This window comes from Enterococcus sp. S86.2, from assembly GCF_059834485.2.
Window position 1 is genome coordinate 1,518,923 of record NZ_CM206813.1, and the last position, 17,326, is coordinate 1,536,248.

Annotated in this window: 12 protein-coding genes; 3 read left to right on the top strand and 9 right to left on the bottom strand. The window is 38.1% G+C overall.

Annotated features, from left to right (window positions below; genetic code table 11):
- Nucleotides 1-93 precede the first annotated feature (93 nt).
- From AC6R0T_RS07150 to pcrA, 7 genes are all read right to left on the bottom strand, one after another.
- Complete coding sequence (locus tag AC6R0T_RS07150; RefSeq protein WP_303753984.1) at nt 94-1,146, bottom strand: diacylglycerol kinase; 1,053 nt, start codon at nt 1,144-1,146, stop codon at nt 94-96.
- A 7-nt stretch (nt 1,147-1,153) separates the two neighbouring features.
- Nucleotides 1,154-2,584 carry an Asp-tRNA(Asn)/Glu-tRNA(Gln) amidotransferase subunit GatB gene (gene gatB, locus AC6R0T_RS07155; protein WP_206902759.1) on the bottom strand — a complete coding sequence of 477 codons (1,431 nt, stop codon included), beginning with the start codon at nt 2,582-2,584 and terminating at the stop codon, nt 1,154-1,156.
- Nucleotides 2,584-4,053, bottom strand: coding sequence for an Asp-tRNA(Asn)/Glu-tRNA(Gln) amidotransferase subunit GatA (gene gatA / locus AC6R0T_RS07160; RefSeq protein WP_206902758.1), 1,470 nt, complete (start codon nt 4,051-4,053; stop codon nt 2,584-2,586). The genes gatB and gatA overlap by 1 nt, the downstream gene beginning before the upstream one ends.
- Nucleotides 4,053-4,358 carry an Asp-tRNA(Asn)/Glu-tRNA(Gln) amidotransferase subunit GatC gene (gatC, locus tag AC6R0T_RS07165; protein ID WP_206902757.1) on the bottom strand — a complete coding sequence of 102 codons (306 nt, stop codon included), beginning with the start codon at nt 4,356-4,358 and terminating at the stop codon, nt 4,053-4,055. Before gatC ends, gatA begins: the two co-directional genes overlap by 1 nt.
- Before the next feature lie 96 nt (nt 4,359-4,454).
- Nucleotides 4,455-5,552 carry a CamS family sex pheromone protein gene (locus tag AC6R0T_RS07170; protein WP_206902756.1) on the bottom strand — a complete coding sequence of 366 codons (1,098 nt, stop codon included), beginning with the start codon at nt 5,550-5,552 and terminating at the stop codon, nt 4,455-4,457.
- Complete coding sequence (ligA, locus tag AC6R0T_RS07175) at nt 5,542-7,569, bottom strand: NAD-dependent DNA ligase LigA (protein WP_230710797.1); 2,028 nt, start codon at nt 7,567-7,569, stop codon at nt 5,542-5,544. Before ligA ends, AC6R0T_RS07170 begins: the two co-directional genes overlap by 11 nt.
- Nucleotides 7,570-7,591: 22 nt before the next feature.
- On the bottom strand, nt 7,592-9,805 hold the full coding sequence (gene pcrA, locus AC6R0T_RS07180) for a DNA helicase PcrA (protein ID WP_206902878.1): 2,214 nt from the start codon (nt 9,803-9,805) through the stop codon (nt 7,592-7,594).
- 269 nt (nt 9,806-10,074) lie between these two features.
- Between pcrA and AC6R0T_RS07185 the strand changes: the two genes are divergently transcribed.
- Nucleotides 10,075-11,601, top strand: a complete 1,527-nt coding sequence (locus AC6R0T_RS07185) for a chloride channel protein (RefSeq protein WP_303753983.1) — start codon at nt 10,075-10,077, stop codon at nt 11,599-11,601.
- A gap of 55 nt (nt 11,602-11,656) precedes the next feature.
- Here AC6R0T_RS07185 and AC6R0T_RS07190 read toward each other — a convergent pair whose 3' ends face one another.
- Entirely contained in the window at nt 11,657-13,960 is a 2,304-nt protein-coding gene (locus AC6R0T_RS07190; protein ID WP_303753982.1) for a hypothetical protein, read from the bottom strand.
- A 17-nt stretch (nt 13,961-13,977) separates the two neighbouring features.
- The gene (locus AC6R0T_RS07195) at nt 13,978-15,444 is read right to left on the bottom strand and encodes an alpha-amylase (RefSeq protein WP_303753981.1); all 1,467 of its coding nucleotides are present in this window, start codon (nt 15,442-15,444) and stop codon (nt 13,978-13,980) included.
- A 185-nt stretch (nt 15,445-15,629) separates the two neighbouring features.
- On the opposite strand from AC6R0T_RS07195, the gene AC6R0T_RS07200 reads away from it, so the two are divergent.
- Together AC6R0T_RS07200 and pfkB are read left to right on the top strand one after the other, a co-directional pair.
- Nucleotides 15,630-16,385, top strand: coding sequence for a DeoR/GlpR family DNA-binding transcription regulator (locus AC6R0T_RS07200; RefSeq protein ID WP_230710791.1), 756 nt, complete (start codon nt 15,630-15,632; stop codon nt 16,383-16,385).
- The gene (gene pfkB / locus AC6R0T_RS07205) at nt 16,382-17,299 is read left to right on the top strand and encodes a 1-phosphofructokinase (protein WP_303753980.1); all 918 of its coding nucleotides are present in this window, start codon (nt 16,382-16,384) and stop codon (nt 17,297-17,299) included. Before AC6R0T_RS07200 ends, pfkB begins: the two co-directional genes overlap by 4 nt.
- Nucleotides 17,300-17,326: the final 27 nt, after the last annotated feature.

The following is a 17,326-nucleotide window of genomic DNA, read 5'->3' on the forward strand; positions in this document are numbered from 1 at the left end:
TTGCTTAAAACAATCCTTGTTTATTCTAAGGCATAAACTTGACTTATACAACCAAAAACTCCACATCCGCTAAGAGGAATGTGGAGTTTATAATTATTTCTTATCATTTGAACTAGCGATTTGACCATCGCCATCAATATCTTCATCCGTTAGTTTTTCAACTTCTTTAATAAAGTCACGACTAACCTCTTCATAGTCAGCCTCTTCTTCTTCATAACCGACAATTGCATCGTCTGGAATTGCATCTAGATTCGCATACATTTCAATATGATGATGGTGGTTGACAAAAGTCATTGGGGCATCACCGCCGTATTCACCATCTAAATTAATCATCAAGCGATTTTTCTCACCAACGGTATCAACTTCTAAACGATTCGTTTTGGTATAAATAATCCGTTTATCATTGATATGTTTCCCACCATTTAGCATTAAAGCGACCAGATGGACAATTTCAAAAATATTAGCTGTCTTGACAATAATCAAAGAAAACTTACCATCATCTAATTTGGCATCTGGTGCAATTTGTTCAAAACCGCCCACTGAATTCGTCAAAGCTAAGAAAAACATGGAAGCATTGCCTTCGTATTCGCCTTCGTCATATTTCAAGTGCATTTTAATTGGTTTTACCCGTGGCAATAATTCTGCCCCTTTGGCTAAGTATGCCAAGTAACCAAAAATACTCTTTAACTCTGAAGGCACTTCATACGTCAATTCTGTCAAATGCCCACCAGCAGCAATATTAATAAAATAATTTTCTTTTGCCTGACCAATATCCATTTTGATCGTTTGTTTTTTCAAAATAACTTCTGCCGCAGATTTCAAATTATCTCGCGGAATTTTTAAGGCTCTAGCATAATCGTTGGTTGTTCCTGCAGGGATAATTGCCATTTTGGGACGTTTTTTTAATGGTGCGATACCATTCACAACTTCGTTAATAGTACCATCACCACCTGCTGCAACAATTAAATCAAAACCAGCTTTAGCAGCACGGGTAGCTTCATTTTTAGCTGAGTTTGGTTCAGGGGTTGTTGCAAAAGCACTAGCTTCAAAACCGGCTTGTTCCAATACCTGCAAGATATCGGCCAAGCTGCGTTTTGTTGCCTCTTTACCTGATGTTGGATTGTAAATCACGCGTGCTTTTTTCATACTCTTATTAGCGTTTGGCCAATTCAGTCTGTAACAATTGGTTAACCACGGCCGGATTCGCTTTCCCTTTCGTTTGTTTCATAATTTGTCCCACTAAAAAGCCAACTGCACGATCTTTACCATTTTTAAAGTCTTCAATTGATTGCGCATTACTATCTAACACTTCATTAATAATTGGCAATAATTGAGCAGGATCAGATAACTGTACTAATCCTTTTGCTTTTACAACTTCACTGGCATCGCCACCGTTTTGAATTAATTCTCGGAAGACTTTTTTAGCGATTTTAGAGCTGATTGTGCCATCTTGAATTAAGACAATCATGCCTGCTAAGTTTGCTGGTGTAAGTTTTGTTTCTTCTAATTCTAGCTTTTCACTATTTAAATAAGCAGAGACTTCACCCATCAACCAGTTGGATGCAAGTTTGGCATCTGCACCTTTTTGTAATGTTGCTTCAAAGAAATCAGACATTTCTTTTGTTAAAGTTAAGACTTTAGCATCATATTCTGGTAAACCAAAATCATTCATATAACGTAAGCGACGAGAAGCCGGTAATTCAGGTAATGTTGCTTTTACTTTTGTGATCCATTCATCATCAATGACAAAACGAGGAATATCTGGTTCTGGGAAGTAACGGTAATCACTTGAACCTTCTTTGACCCGCATCAAAATTGTTTTGTTAGTTGTTTCATCAAAGCGACGTGTTTCTTGTTGAATTTCGCCACCTGAAAGTAAAACTTTAGCCTGACGTTTTTCTTCAAAAGCTAGTCCTTTTTTAACAAAGCTCATGGAGTTTAAGTTTTTTAATTCCGTTTTGGTACCAAATTCCTCTTGCCCGTAAGGTCGAATCGAGATATTGGCATCACAGCGCATAGAGCCTTCTTCCATTTTTACATCTGAGACATCTGTAAATAAGATAATTGAACGTAACGCTTCTAAATACGCATACGCCTCTTCTGGAGAACGCATATCTGCTTCTGAGACGATTTCGATTAGCGGCGTTCCTTGACGATTTAAATCCACATAAGAGTAACCACCAATACCGTGCATATTTTTACCAGCATCTTCTTCTAAATGAACCCGCTCAATGCGAATTTTTTTCTTTTGGCCTTCTACTTCAATTTCAATCCAGCCATCATGTCCGATTGGTTGGTCAAATTGGGAAATTTGGTACGCTTTAGGATTATCTGGATAAAAATAGTTTTTACGGTCAAAGTGCGTTTCTTTTGAGATTTCACAGTTCAAAGCTAAAGCTGCTTTCATCCCGAATTCGACGGCTGCTTTATTCATGACTGGTAATACCCCTGGATAGCCCCAGTCAATTACGTTAGTGTTACTATTTGGTTCAGCCCCAAAGTGAGCTGGCGCTGGTGAAAAGATTTTAGAGTTGGTTTTTAGTTCCACGTGAACTTCTAACCCAATAACTGTTTCAAAATTCATTATTTATTCCCCCCTAAAATCACTGGTTTTTGTAAATGAAAGTCAGTAGCACCTTCAAATGCTGCTGCTGCTTGATACATTGTAGCTTCATCAAATTGTTTGCCGATAATTTGTAAGCCCACTGGTAATCCTTCAGAAAAGCCTGCTGGGATAGACATCCCAGGAAGTCCGGCTAAATTGACTGGAATTGTTAAAATATCACTCATATACATCGTGATCGGATCATTAATTTTCTCACCTAAGCCAAAAGCTACAGTTGGTGAAGCAGGTCCAATAATTAAATCGTAGTCATTAAAGACTTTGTCAAAATCTTGTTTAATTAAGGTCCGTACTTGTCCAGCCTTTTTGAAGTAAGCATCATAATAGCCAGCGCTTAACGAGAAAGTTCCTAACATAATTCGACGTTTGACTTCTGTACCGAAACCTTCGCTACGAGATTTTACGTAAACATCTTCTAGATTTTCCACATTTTCAGCGCGGTATCCATAGCGAATGCCATCAAAACGTTGTAAGTTTGAGCTTGCTTCAGAAGAAGCGATAATATAATAAACCGCAACACCATATTTTGAATGGGGCAGACTAACTTCTTCAACTGTAGCGCCTAATTTTTCAAAAGTTGCCGCAGCTTTTTCAATCGCCGCTTTAACCCCAGGTTCCACACCTTCACCAAGATATTCTTTTGGCAAACCAATTTTTAAGCCTTTTACGCCTTTTTCAAGGTTAGCCGTAAAATCAGGAACTGAAATACCCGAGCTCGTGCCATCTTTTTCATCATAGCCACTAATTGCATTTAAAGTCAGTGCGTTATCTTTCACGTTTTTCGTTAATGGTCCAATTTGGTCCAAAGAAGATGCAAAAGCGATCAAGCCGAAACGTGATACGCGACCATATGTCGGTTTCATCCCCACAATTCCATTAAAAGCAGCAGGTTGTCGAATTGAGCCACCCGTATCACTACCTAAAGAAACCAGCACTTCTCCTGCGGCTACTGCTGCGGCAGAACCGCCCGATGAACCACCGGGAACTTTTGTTTCATCCCAAGCGTTTTTGGTCTTTTTAAAATAAGATGTTTCACTACTACCGCCCATGGCAAATTCGTCCATGTTTAATTTACCAACAGGAATCATATCAGCTTGATAAATTTTATCCATGACTGTTGCATCATAGATTGGTTCAAAATTAGATAAAATTTTAGAAGCAGCTGTAGTTAAAATATCCTTGGTTACAATATTGTCTTTAATCCCAATCGGAATACCCGCTAAAATATTATCTTCAGCAATTCCTTTTAAATCTAAAGCTTTTGCTTGTGCCAATGCTTTTTCTTCACTAACTGTAATAAAAGCATCCACTTTTGGTTCTGTTTCTTTAATGCGCGCAATTGTTGCTGCTGTTAAATCAGTGGCTGTGATTTCTTTTGCAACAAGTAAATCATGTAATTCGCTTAAATTTTTATCGTAAAAGTTTTCCATTAAGCGCCAGCCTCCCCATTGTCAATAATTGCCGGCACTTTAATAAAGCCGTCTTCTTTTTCTGGTACATTTTTCATTAAATCAGCCCGATTCATTCCAGCCTCTGCACGGTCAGGGCGCATAACGTTAACGGTTTCCACTACATTGGAAGTAAAGGGAACGCCGGTTGTATCAACTTCTTCTAAAAGTTCTACCATTTCGATAATTTTACCCAATTGATTGGTAAATTCTGCTGCTTCTGTTTCAGAAAATGAAAGTTTTGCAAGCTTTGCTACATGCTTAACTTGTTCTTCACTAATTGCCATACTACCCCTTCTTTCTTGCCACTAAGTATTTAAACGTGGTGTGTAAAATACTTTTTCTTTTCTATAATGAAATAATTCCGCCTATTTTTCAAGTCACTAATTGAAAATATAAGAAATAATCTCTTTTTGTTCGGGTTTTTTCGCTACGAAAGCTTGTGGTCCCTCCACAGAATTAATTTGAACTTCGACATTACCATTCACCGAGTCAAAAATTGACTCTACTTGTTTTCCGACATATTGCGTGAAACTTGTAATTTCAGTTTTACTATAATACTTTGTTTCAATCGTAATCGTTAAGTTTTCTGCCTGCTCATCGACATAATAAATCTCACCGGTAACACCTACTAAATTTGGAAAGAAATTTTGAACCGCCGATTGAAAAGAATTAAACTTCGTACTCATGCCATCTTGGGTCGCGATATTTTTGGCATCGGCAGCTACAGGAAGTGCCAAATGACTTTCGTTAACTCCTTTAAAATCAGCAATCGTCGTATCCCCGTTTTTGCTCACCGCGGTATAGATGTAATTTCCTCCGTTGATATCTTCTTTACTAGCTTGTTCAAAGATGCCAACCACGATGGGGATATTTTTCAAACCATCCATTTTACGTACTCTTGTAAGGACAGCGTTGATCGTTTTTCTAGCATTGGCCATCAATTCATCCCGGGAGATTTGCGTTTGACTATCATCGCCATAATAAACTGAGTTAAAAGCAAAGCCCAAAGACATTCCCGCTAAAGTTTTCCCATCTTCTTTTAGGAAATCTTGTTCCATTAATTGTTGAAAAATGATAGGTTGGCTTTTGTCCGCAGGATTTAATCCTTGATTATTTTCGTCTGAATTACGTTCCAACCATTTTTCAATTGTATCATAGTCTAACTTTTGACCTTCTTGGAAAAAATATTTGTCAGGTGAAAAAGTCTGATGGGATAAACGCAACAATCCTGTTTCAAAATTATCTTGATTGTAGCCACTGTTTAGTTTTGTGGCATTTAATTCTCTAGCTGCACTCGTTTTGTAACGACCATCATTAATCACAGCTTGATATTCGGAGCGGTCAATTCGACCAGTCGTCATATTCTCGCCATTATTTTTTCCGCCATTGTCTACATTTGTAACGCCTTTGTCTAAATTGCCGCAACCTGTAAGCAACAGTACTAATGCGCTTGTTAAAAACAATGATTTAATCTTCATTAACTAAACTCCTATCTAGCGCTTCTACCATCTGCTCTTCATTCCAGACAGTAATGCCTAACTCTTCTGCTTTTGAAAGCTTACTACCGGCATCTTCTCCCGCAACTACAATATCAGTTTTTTTCGACACGCTACCAGTAACTTTCCCACCAAGATTTTCAATTTTTTCTTTGGCTTCATTGCGATTGTAATGGGTTAATTTACCCGTTAAAACAATTGTTTTACCATTAAAAGGTGAATCAATTTCTGATTGCTGAACAACTCTTCCTTTAAAGGAGAAGTTAACGCCTGCTGTTTTTAACTCTTGTAGGAGTTCGTGTACCTCTTCGTTTTCAAAATAAGTCACAACACTATCAGCAATTGTTTCACCCAAAGTATCCAATGAAATGATGCTTTTTTTGTCTGCTATGGCAATTGACGCTAAGTCGCCAAAGTTTTCGGCTAAGATCTTTGCCGCTTTGGCACCAACATGGCGAATTCCCAAACCAAACAACAAACGCTCAACAGAATTATCTTTACTAGCGGCAATCGCTTGTAAAATATTGTTGGCCGATTTTTCTTTGATTTTAGGTAACGTCAACAACTGCTCACGCGTTAAACTATATAACCCCGCAACATCGGTTAATAAGTGGTGGTCATACATTTGAGCCAGTACTTTGGGCCCTAAACCATCAATATTCATCGCGTCCCGGGAAACAAAATGACGTAAGCCTTCTTTGATTAAGGCAGGACATTTGGGATTAATACACCGTAAAGCCACTTCATCGTCTAAGTGGACCAACTCACTGCCACAAATTGGACAAGTGGTTGGAATTGAAACAGGCTGACTATCTTTTTTTCGTAAAGGCAAGACGACTTGCGCTACTTCTGGGATGATGTCACCGGCTTTGTAAATTGTAACAGTATCAAAAGTGTGCAAATCCTTTTGTTTAATAAAATCAACATTATGCAAACTAGCACGACTAACGGTAGTACCCGCTATTCTGACAGGCTCCATGACAGCGGTTGGGGTAATCACACCGGTTCGGCCAATTGACCATTCAATATCCAGTAATGTCGTTTGCGCTTCTTCTGGTGGAAATTTATAAGCAGCAGCCCACCGGGGTGCTTTAACTGTGAAGCCTAATTCATCTTGTTGGTGAAAATCATTGACCTTAATTACCACCCCATCGATTTCATATGGCAGTGTTGTCCGCCGTTTGTGGAATTCTTCGATATAAGCCCAAATTTCATCAATATTTTTGCATAGGCGCCGCTCTTTGTTAACGTGAAAGCCAACATTTTCTAATTGCTTTAAAGCAGTATATTGGTCATCAACATGTAGTGGTCCAAAATCAACTACTGTATATAAAAAAGTATCTAAATTTCGTTTGGCCGTGACTTTGGGATCTAATTGTCGTAAACTACCTGCCGCAGCATTCCGGGGATTAGCAAAAATCGCTTGTCCGGCTTCGTCTCTTTTTTCATTTAAAGCCACAAAGGATTTTTTGGGCATAAAACATTCACCCCGGACTTCAATTGTCAAAGGTTCTTGTAAACGCAACGGAATCGAACGCACCGTTTTTAAATTCTCGGTAATATTTTCGCCAACTGTTCCATCTCCACGAGTAGCCCCCCGAATAAAAAGCCCCTCTTCATAGCGTAACGTCACCGAAAGTCCGTCGATTTTCAATTCACAAACATACGTAACGTTTTCTCCTAACTCTTTTGTCACCCGGTTTGTAAAGGCGATGATCTCTTCTTTATTAAAGACATCATTCAAACTATATAAGGGCACATCGTGAACAACTTTTTCAAATCCTTGTAATACTTGTCCACCTACCCGTTGTGTTGGTGAGTCAGGTGTCACAAGCTCAGGATAGCTTGCTTCGATGGCAACTAAATCGTGATAAAGTTTGTCATAGACATAATCTTCAACTGTCGGATTATCTTTAACATAGTATTCATAGGCATAGGTGTTTAATTCTTGTCGTAAAGCAGCTGCTTTTTTTGCTAATTCCGTTATAGATTCTGACATGCACACTTTTCCTTTCTAAAAACTAAACTTTTTCGATTGGGGCAAAAGCTGCTAACAGGCGTTTGATTCCTTGCTCTGGAAAAGCAACGTCCAATTCCATATCTTTTGCCGTCCCGTTTGTTTTTACCACGGTTCCAACTCCCCATTTTTTATGGCGTAATTTATCTCCAACTTGCCAAGCTGATTTCTCGCCACCGGTATTTTGTTTTGCAGTTACCCCGGTAATAGACGGTTGTTGGTATGTTCTGGTTGCTTGAGCTTTTCTAGCAGAAAAAGGGCGACTATTTGCGGGCTGTGCTACTTGACCAGCTTTTGTAAGTAGGTCATCTTCAATTTCTTCTAAAAAGCGAGAAGGGCGGTTGTATTGGGTTTTCCCGTATAAGGTCCGAGTGAAAGCGTTCGTTAAATACAATTCCTCTTCTGCCCTTGTGATTCCTACATAAGCCAAGCGTCGCTCTTCTTCTAATTCACTTTCTTCCATTAGCGCTCGTGATAAGGGAAATACCCCTTCTTCTAAGCCAATTAAAAAGACAACAGGAAATTCCAGTCCTTTAGCAGCGTGAAGGGTCATTAACGTCACTTGACTATTTGACTCTTCAAAACTGTCCACATCTGACAACAAAGCCAAATCATTTAAAAAGACCGATAATTTATCGTCTGCATTTTCTTCATCGCCGCTATTTTCCCGCTCGTAATTTTTATCAAATTCTTGTGTTACTGTTAAAAACTCTTCTAAGTTTTCTAAGCGATTTTGGGCTTCTAGCGTGTTTTGGCGCTTCAATTCATCTTCGTAACCACTTTTTGCTAAGACCTCTTTGGTCAATTCGGTAACAGTTAAATAGGTGCGCATTTTTTGAAAGTTTGCGATTAGTTCGGCAAAATCAGCCAACTCTTTCCCTGCTTTACCACTAATATTGGCCAATGCTGAATTTTCAGCTGCTTCTAAAAGTGAAAAGCCGTGGAGATTACCAAATTGTCGCAATTTCTCTAAAGAAGTAGTACCAATACCGCGTTTTGGTACATTAACAATTCGTTCAAAACTTAATGAATCAGCGGGATTGGCAATGACTTGTAAGTATGCCAGAATATCTTTAATTTCTTTTCGATCGTAGAACTTATGGCCGCCTACCATTTTGTAAGGCATATTTGACTTCAATAACGTTTCTTCAACCACACGAGATTGGGCATTGGTCCGATATAAAATAGCGAAATCACCGTAATCACGTTTTTGCTCTTGTTTTTTTTGCTGAATTTCACTGACGATAAATCGTGCCTCATCTCGTTCATTGTCACCACGATAATAAGTGATTTTCTCGCCTGAATCGTTTTGTGTCCAAAGCTTTTTGTCTTTGCGATTTTGGTTATTTTGAATTACTTGGTTTGCGGCATTTAAAATATTTTGGGTGGAACGATAATTTTGCTCCAATAAAATAACTTTAGCGTCAGGATAATCTTTTTCAAAGTCCAAGATGTTTTGCATATCTGCTCCCCGCCAACCATAAATACTTTGATCGGCATCTCCCACCACACACAAATTGCGAAAACGCTCAGCCAACATATTAACTAACGTATATTGGGCATGGTTGGTATCTTGATATTCATCGACATGGATATAATGAAATTTATTTTGATAATAGTGCAGTGATTCAGGATGCTCTTTAAATAAACGAATTGTATTCATGATTAAGTCATCAAAGTCCATACATTCATTTACTTTTAATTCTTGTTGATACATATCATAACAACGGGCAACAATCTCTTCAAAAAAGGCACCTTGTTGTGCTTCATAATCACTTGGTGTTAAAAGTGCATTTTTAGCATTTGAAATCGCCGCTAAAATAGAGCGTGGATCATATTTTTTTGGATCGATATTCAATTCTTTTAAAACACGCTTCATTAAGGTTAATTGTTCAGAACCATCAATAATGGTAAAATTCCGCGAATAGCCAATATAATCTACCTCTCGTCGCAATATGCGAACACACATTGAGTGAAAAGTAGAGACCCAGACATCTTCACCACCAGCCGGGATAATTTTATTCACCCGTTCTTTCATTTCTTTAGCAGCTTTATTTGTAAAAGTAATCGCCAAAATATTCCAAGGATTTACTTCTTTTTCTTCAATTAAATACGCGATTCTATGAGTTAACACGCGGGTTTTACCACTTCCAGCTCCTGCCATGAGCAACAATGGACCTTCTGTATTTTTGACAGCTTCTTTTTGACGAGGATTCATTCCCTCTAATAATGGATTGGGTGACACATAACAACATCCTCTCTAATTCAATCTTTTTAATTATAGCATTTTAGCCTCTTTGGATAAATTGAAAAAGGAAAAAATCTTAGGTTTTTTATAAGTTCACAGGAATATAAAAAGAAGTAAAAAGCAGACACAATTGTGCTTTGCTCTTTTAGCCGAAATTTATTTGTCCTATTAAAAAAAATCCGCTATGATAATAACGCAGTCTATTTTGACAAGTGGATGAAGGAAACGGCGGGGTTAATGTGAAGAAGTTTTTGGATACGCTAGATAAAACAAAAATAAAATATATTGGAAAAGGAATTTTAGTTGGGACTTTGGCGGGAATTGTGGTGAGTGTATTTCGCCTTTGGATTGAAAAGATTGGTGAAATTTTACCTGTCATTTATCAGTACTTAAAAGTACAGCCAATTTTTTTAATTCCTTGGACTATTTTGATGCTTTTATGTGCCATTGTCGTTGGTGCTTTAATTAAAAGCGAGCCCAATATTAAAGGAAGTGGGATTCCTCAGGTTGAAGGACAGTTGAAAGATGAAATTTCGGTTTTGTGGTGGTCGGTTTTGTGGAAGAAATTTATCGGCGGTATTTTAAGCGTTGGTACAGGCTTATTCCTTGGAAGAGAAGGCCCCTCTATCCAGCTGGGGGCCAGCTGCGCTCAAGGTGTTGCTACTAAAATGAAAGCTGGAAAAAGCGAAGAGAAAATTTTACTGTCCAGTGGTGCAGCTGCTGGTTTGGCCGCTGCCTTTAACGCACCTGTTGCCGGCTTATTATTTGTCGTTGAAGAAGTTCATCATAATTTTTCCCCATTGGTTTGGTTGACCTCTTTTGCTGCCGCTTTAATGTCTAATTTCGTTTCTTTAACTATTTTTGGCTTACAACCGGTACTGCATTTAGGTGATATTCCTTCTTTGCCGTTAAGACATTATTGGCTACTTATTTTATTAGGAATTGTCTTAGGGATTTTAGGCCGCTTTTATCAAATTATTTTACTAGCACTAGAGAAATGGTATGGCTTTTTAACCTTACCGGCTCATTTGCGTGGTATTATTCCATTTCTTTTGGTCATTTTTGTCGGCCTATTTTTTCCTAATTATCTTGGCGGCGGCAATCAAATCATTATTGCTTTAGGGCAACATTCCCCTACTTTAATCGCATTATTTGGTTTACTGAGCTTGCGTTTTATTTTTTCGATGATTTCTTATGGCTCCGGACTTCCTGGTGGGATATTTTTACCCATTTTAACTCTAGGCGCAATAATAGGTAGTCTTTTTGCTAACTGCGCTGTGATTTTCTTTGGTTTAGAGCCCACCTTTGTTAAAGATTTCATCGTGATCGCCATGGCAGGATATTTTGCTGCCATCGGTAAGGCACCGCTAACTGCCATCATTTTGGTCACTGAAATGGTTGGATCACTCGTACATTTAATGCCCCTCGGCTTGACTGCACTAGTAGCATATGTCGTAGTAGATATTTTAGGTGGCGATCCAATTTATGAGGCACTTTTGGAGCGACTTGTGAAAGGCAAAAAGACGCATTTAACCGGGCAAAGAACAACTGTCGAAATCCCAGTTTTGGCTGGTAGCAAACTAGATGGGACGTTGGTTCGTGATTTTGATTGGCCAAATCATATGCTCTTAGCACTTTTACGTCGTGGTGATCGTGAAATTCTCCCCCATGGGGATACAGTTATCAAAATGGGGGATACGTTAGAAATTCTAACAGATACGACCCATGCTGGTGATATTGTCCGCACTATTAATGAACAAATGTGATAAGAAAAACGGCTAGAACAAAAAACGCAAGACCCAATAGGATCTCGCGTTTTTTTTATTCTTGTGGGAATAAGTAGACCATCGAATACGGCGTTCCAGAAAAAATATTGGAAATCATATTACCTGCTAATACCTGATGCCAAAAGCGGTTTTGATGACCATTATTCCCCCAAAAGATACCAATGTGACAATCCGCTCCATATTCTCCCCAACGCCCTTCAAGGTATAAAATATCACCTTTTTTAGCACGACCACTTTTTAGTAATGCGTTGATGGAGCCATACGTGTAATATTTACAATTTTTCTTCAAGGCATCGCGCCACAATGTAGCATTTGCCGCACCGCCATACCCTAAACGTGTAATTGGCGCTAAATTAGCCCCGCTGTTACGCATTGCTGCAGCTACAAATCCCGTACAGTTCATACCTTGTCCATATTTATTGGGACGACCCTTTGGTTGCATGAATACTTCTTGATTGCTGATACCACCATAGCCTAACCCCCGATAGCGCGTTCCAACATAAAAGCCATTTTTCTCATTGGCCGTCATATGCTTTAATACTTTTCCCCGCGTTGTTCCCAAATATGCAGCTGTACCTTTTTTAATCCGGACCGCTGCACTATTGACATAACCTAGCCACTTGCCTTTGCCATTATAAATGGAATAATATTTTGCCCCGTTAAAATGTTGATAATAGCCGCGAGCTTGAACACTCTGATTGAAAATAGCAGAGGTTTTCCCACGTTTTTTAAAATTGAAATCATTGTAAGTTAAATAATTACGGGAAATAACAACGCCTTCATCCCCTAGTTTTTGATACATTCCGCCTTTGCCATTACCGATTTTTGCACTTGCGGCATTCACATAACCCAGCCACTTGCCTTTGTTATCGTAAACAGTATAATAACGGGCCCCGTTAAAATGTTCATAATAACCTCGGGCTTGATACGTTTTTTTGTATAAGTTCTTAGTGGTGCGTAATTTTTTAAAATTAAAATTACTGTACATCCAATAGTTAGCGTTCGTAAACGTAATGTAACGATTACTACTTTGGTAAATACCACCTTTGCCATTCCCGGTTTTTGCACTTGCAGCATTCACATAACCCAGCCACTTGCCTTTGTTATCGTAAACGGTATAATAACGGGCCCCGTTAAAATGTTCATAATAACCTCGGGCTTGATATGTTTTTTTATACAGCGTTTTAGTTGTCCGTAACTTTTTAAAATCAAAATTACTGTACATCCAATAGTTAGCGTTCGTAAACGTAATGTAGCGATTACTACTTTGGTAAATACCACCTTTGCCATTACCAGTTTTAACAAAATTTTCTGGCACATAGCCAATCCACTTACCTTTATTATCATAAATCGTGTAATATTTCTTCCCATTAAAGTGGAGATAAAATCCCCGCGCATCATAAGTTTTTAAATAGTAAGCAGTGGTTTTATTACGCAACGCAAAATTAAAGTCCTTATATATATCACCACTTTTTTCCACAAATGTGACGTATTGGCGATTTGCTTGATAAATACCTCCTGCAGAAGTTTCTTTTAAAACCTTAGCGTCAACGATCCCAACAGCATTATTTTTGTTATCAACAAGCACCTCATACCGTGTACCAGAGTAATCAATATAATAGCCTTTAGCTTTTAATGTCTTACGTAAAATACTCTTAGTAGATTGTGGAGCCGAAGAAAAATTAGCAAATAAGACATTTTTCTCCTCTAGTGTGACAAAATATTTTTCTACTTCATAGGAAATCTCATTTCCTTGTGAGAAGTCACTTGTGGTAACATCTGCCACCAAAACATACCCCAGATCTTTGTCCCCACTAGTAAGTAAGTAGTAGTCTTGTCCTTCTAAAGTAATCGTTTTAGTAACCTGATACGTTTTATTTAATTGCTCTTTGTTTGGTGTTGTGTAAGTATTTAAATCTGTCAAATTTTGATAAATTTTTAATGAATAATTTTGATTGGTCAAAGTGACAAATTTTGCTTGAACCAAGTTGCTTTTAATAAAGGCAGCCTTTTTATTTTGCAATTGCTTTTCTGATTGTTTTTCTGACTGTCTTGTTGAACTTTGCGTAGTGCTTGAATCAGTCTTTGTTTCTTCATTCAACGAGCTACTCGTTTCATTTTTTTCAATCGTCTGTTCACTGCTACTTGTAAATTCTTCACTTAAATTTATTTCCTCTGTTGAAGAAGTAAGTGAAGTATCGCTTCTTATATCCGTTTCTGATACAGCTTCACTATTGACGCTACCTTTTGTTTCTGTCAGCGTTTGTGCTACTACTTGCATCGGCACCACACCTTGCAAAATACACAATAAACCAAACCAAATCCCTAATTTTTTCATTTAAATGCACTCCTATTCTACAGGGCCCAAATTTTTTTTGCCACATCCTCATTCACGTACACAGAAACTTGTCCACCATTTACCGGAAACAAACCACGACCATTTTCATCCAATAAAACATGAGTATCATTATTTTTCAAAACATCAACAAACGTTTTCCCAGCATGAATTGCGCTGATGGTCATCTCTTTTTGATTGGCATCAGAATCCGTTAAAATGACTGCAAAACCAGATGATTCTTTATCAAAGTCCCCTGTAAAAACCCAACCAATGCAATCAGGATCATCAAAGTAATCCACTTCGTTACCATAGGCTAAGTGTTGGCGGATTTTAAGTAGGTACTCAAGCTTTTCCCCCACTGGTCCAATGTTTTGTGTTTTAATACCATACAAATCTCCCCAAAAAATAGTGGGCGTGCCAATTTTACGTAATAAAATTAGCGCATAGGCATGAACTTTAAACCAGCCCTCCACCCATGATTCTAAACTTTGTCCTTTTTGAGTATCGTGATTATCCACAAAAGTTACTGCATATTCAGGCCTTGACTCTACTAGAGTTCCCGTAAAAATCTCCCGTAAGTCAAAGGTACCGTTTCCGCGACTAGCTTGATAAAAATTAAAGTGTAAAGGCACGTCAAATAAATAAATTAGGTTGCCAGAAGAATCAATATAGTTTTCCAATTTGTCTAACTCATCGGTCCAATATTCTCCTACTACAAAAAGCGGTGCCCCTTTTTCTTGCCTTCGCTTCAATAACCAATCAACAAAAAAGTCAAATTGAATATGCTTCACTGCATCCAAGCGGAACCCATCGACATTCGTCTGTTCTAAAAACCATTTGCCCCAACGATCCAACTGTTCGATTGTTTCTTCATAAGTCATGTCCAAATTACAGCCCATCAAATAGTCAAAGTTACCATTTTCCGAGTCGACATCTGAAACCCAGCCCTTATCGGCAAGATTAAAAATTGCATGATCTTTATTATGGGCATCATAATCAACGCCAGAAAAATTCCGCCAGCTCCATATATAATCATCATATTTTCCTTTGCGACCTGGAAAAGTAAAGCGCGTCCATGCCTCAATTTCTTCTTCATCACTAATTTGCTGATTACGATTATCCCAACTGTATTTAACAGCTGAGACTTTTTCTGTCTCATCAGCTCCCATAAAATGATTAAAAACAATGTCTGCATAAACATCTATTTGATTTTCTTGTAACTTTTTAATTGCCGTCAAATATTCTTCTTTTGTACCGTATTTGGTTGCAACTGAACCTTTTTGATCAAATTCACCTAAATCATAGAGGTCATAAGTGCCGTAACCAACGTCATTTACACCTGCAGACCCTTTTGCTGCTGGAGGTAACCAAAGTGCATTGATGCCCAATTTTTTAAAGTAATCAATTTCTGTAACCAATGACTGCCAATGATTACTGTTGGCCTCAAGTTCCCATTGAAATGCTTGTAATAAAGTTTTATTCATTTTACCAACACCCTTCTACTTATAATTAAGCCAAAGTTCTCAACTTTTTTCAATTGTTAGCCCTTCCACTGCAGTTTTTTAACCCTTTTTAATTCCTTTTGTGATTTGTTTTGAACGTTTTTGACTGTTTGTAGTTGAATTTGAAAGAAAAACGTGCTACTATATGGTCGAAGGAGGAATTGTAAATGCTTACAGAAGAAAGACAACAAAAAATTTTGCAACTCCTTGCTCAAAATAATATCGTCAAACTGCATGAGTTAACCACCTTATTAGATGCTTCTGAATCAACAATTCGACGTGATTTACAAGAATTAGAGAATCAAAAATTGCTAATTCGGATCCATGGCGGTGCAAAGCGAGCAGGTCAGCACATTGGTTTTGAAGCAGACATGCAGACAAAAACTAAGGAAAATGTTTCTGCTAAACAAATGATCGCTAAACTCGCAGTCACACAAATTCAAAAAGATGATGTCATTTATTTGGATGCCGGAAGTAGTACATTAGAATTAATTCCCCTACTTACGACTGGAACATCTTTAAAAGTTGTGACCAATTCCGTTAAACACGCTGCACAATTGATTGATTTAAATATCGATACCATTATCTTGGGTGGAGCCATTAAACTTTCAACCAATGCCACGTTGGGAAATACCAGCTTAAAACAATTGGCTGAATTTAATTTCAACAAAGCGTTTTTAGGGATAAACGGAATTGACTTAACTGCAGGATATACTACTCCTGATCCAGAAGAAGCAATTTTAAAAAAAGTAGCCCTACAACAAGCAGAAGAAGGATTTATTTTGGCAGACCATAGTAAGTTTAATCAAATTAGCTTTGCAAAAGTAGCACCATTAGATGCAGCTACCATCCTGACAGATTATTGTCCTGAAGAGCACGTAGAATTGTATCGTGAAGTCAAAATATTGGAGGCAAAAAAATGATTTACACCGTTACGCTAAACCCCTCAATCGACTATATCGTCCATGTGGATGACTTAAAAATCGGTGAAGTAAATCGGATGAAAAAAGATCTGAAATTACCTGGTGGTAAGGGTATTAACGTCTCCCGCATATTAAAGCGGAATAATGTTGAAAATATCGCCTTAGGATTTTTAGGTGGTTTTACGGGTACTTTTATCACTGACTGGCTAAGTCAGGAAAATATTGAACAAAACTTCACCCAAATTAATGCAGATACGCGGATTAACATTAAGTTAAAGGCAGAAGATGAAACGGAAATCAACGGTCTAGGTCCTGACATTTCAGCAAAAGACATTGCCGATTTAAAAGCAAAATTAAGCACTGTTACTAAAGGAGATATCGTCGTTTTATCTGGCAGCGCTCCTGCTAGTTTACCAAGTGGCTTTTATCAAGAGCTTGTTCAATTAGTAAAAGAAAATAAAGCTGATTTTGTTATTGATACGACCGGTCAAGACTTGATGGATGCTTTGACTAGTCAACCGGTATTAGTAAAACCAAATAACCACGAATTAGCAGAAGCTTATCACACTACTTTCAACAGCATTTCAGATATCATTCCTTTTGGTAAGAAACTGCTGAATACCGGGGCTCAAAATGCCATCATTTCAATGGCTGGCGATGGCGCACTGCTCTTCACAAAAGAAGGCGTTTACCAATCAAATGTATTAAAACGCCCCTTAAAAAATTCAGTCGGTGCAGGCGACTCTATGATCGCAGGTTTCATCGGCGCCTATAGTGAGAATAAGGATGCAGTGAATGCCTTTAAATGGGGCGTTGCCAGCGGAAGTGCCACTGCGTTTTCAGATGATTTGGCACAAGCAGAATTTATTCAAGAACTATTAACTGAAGTTGTAATTGAAAAAATTGCCGATTAATTTCGGTTAAAAATAAGCTGTCGTTTT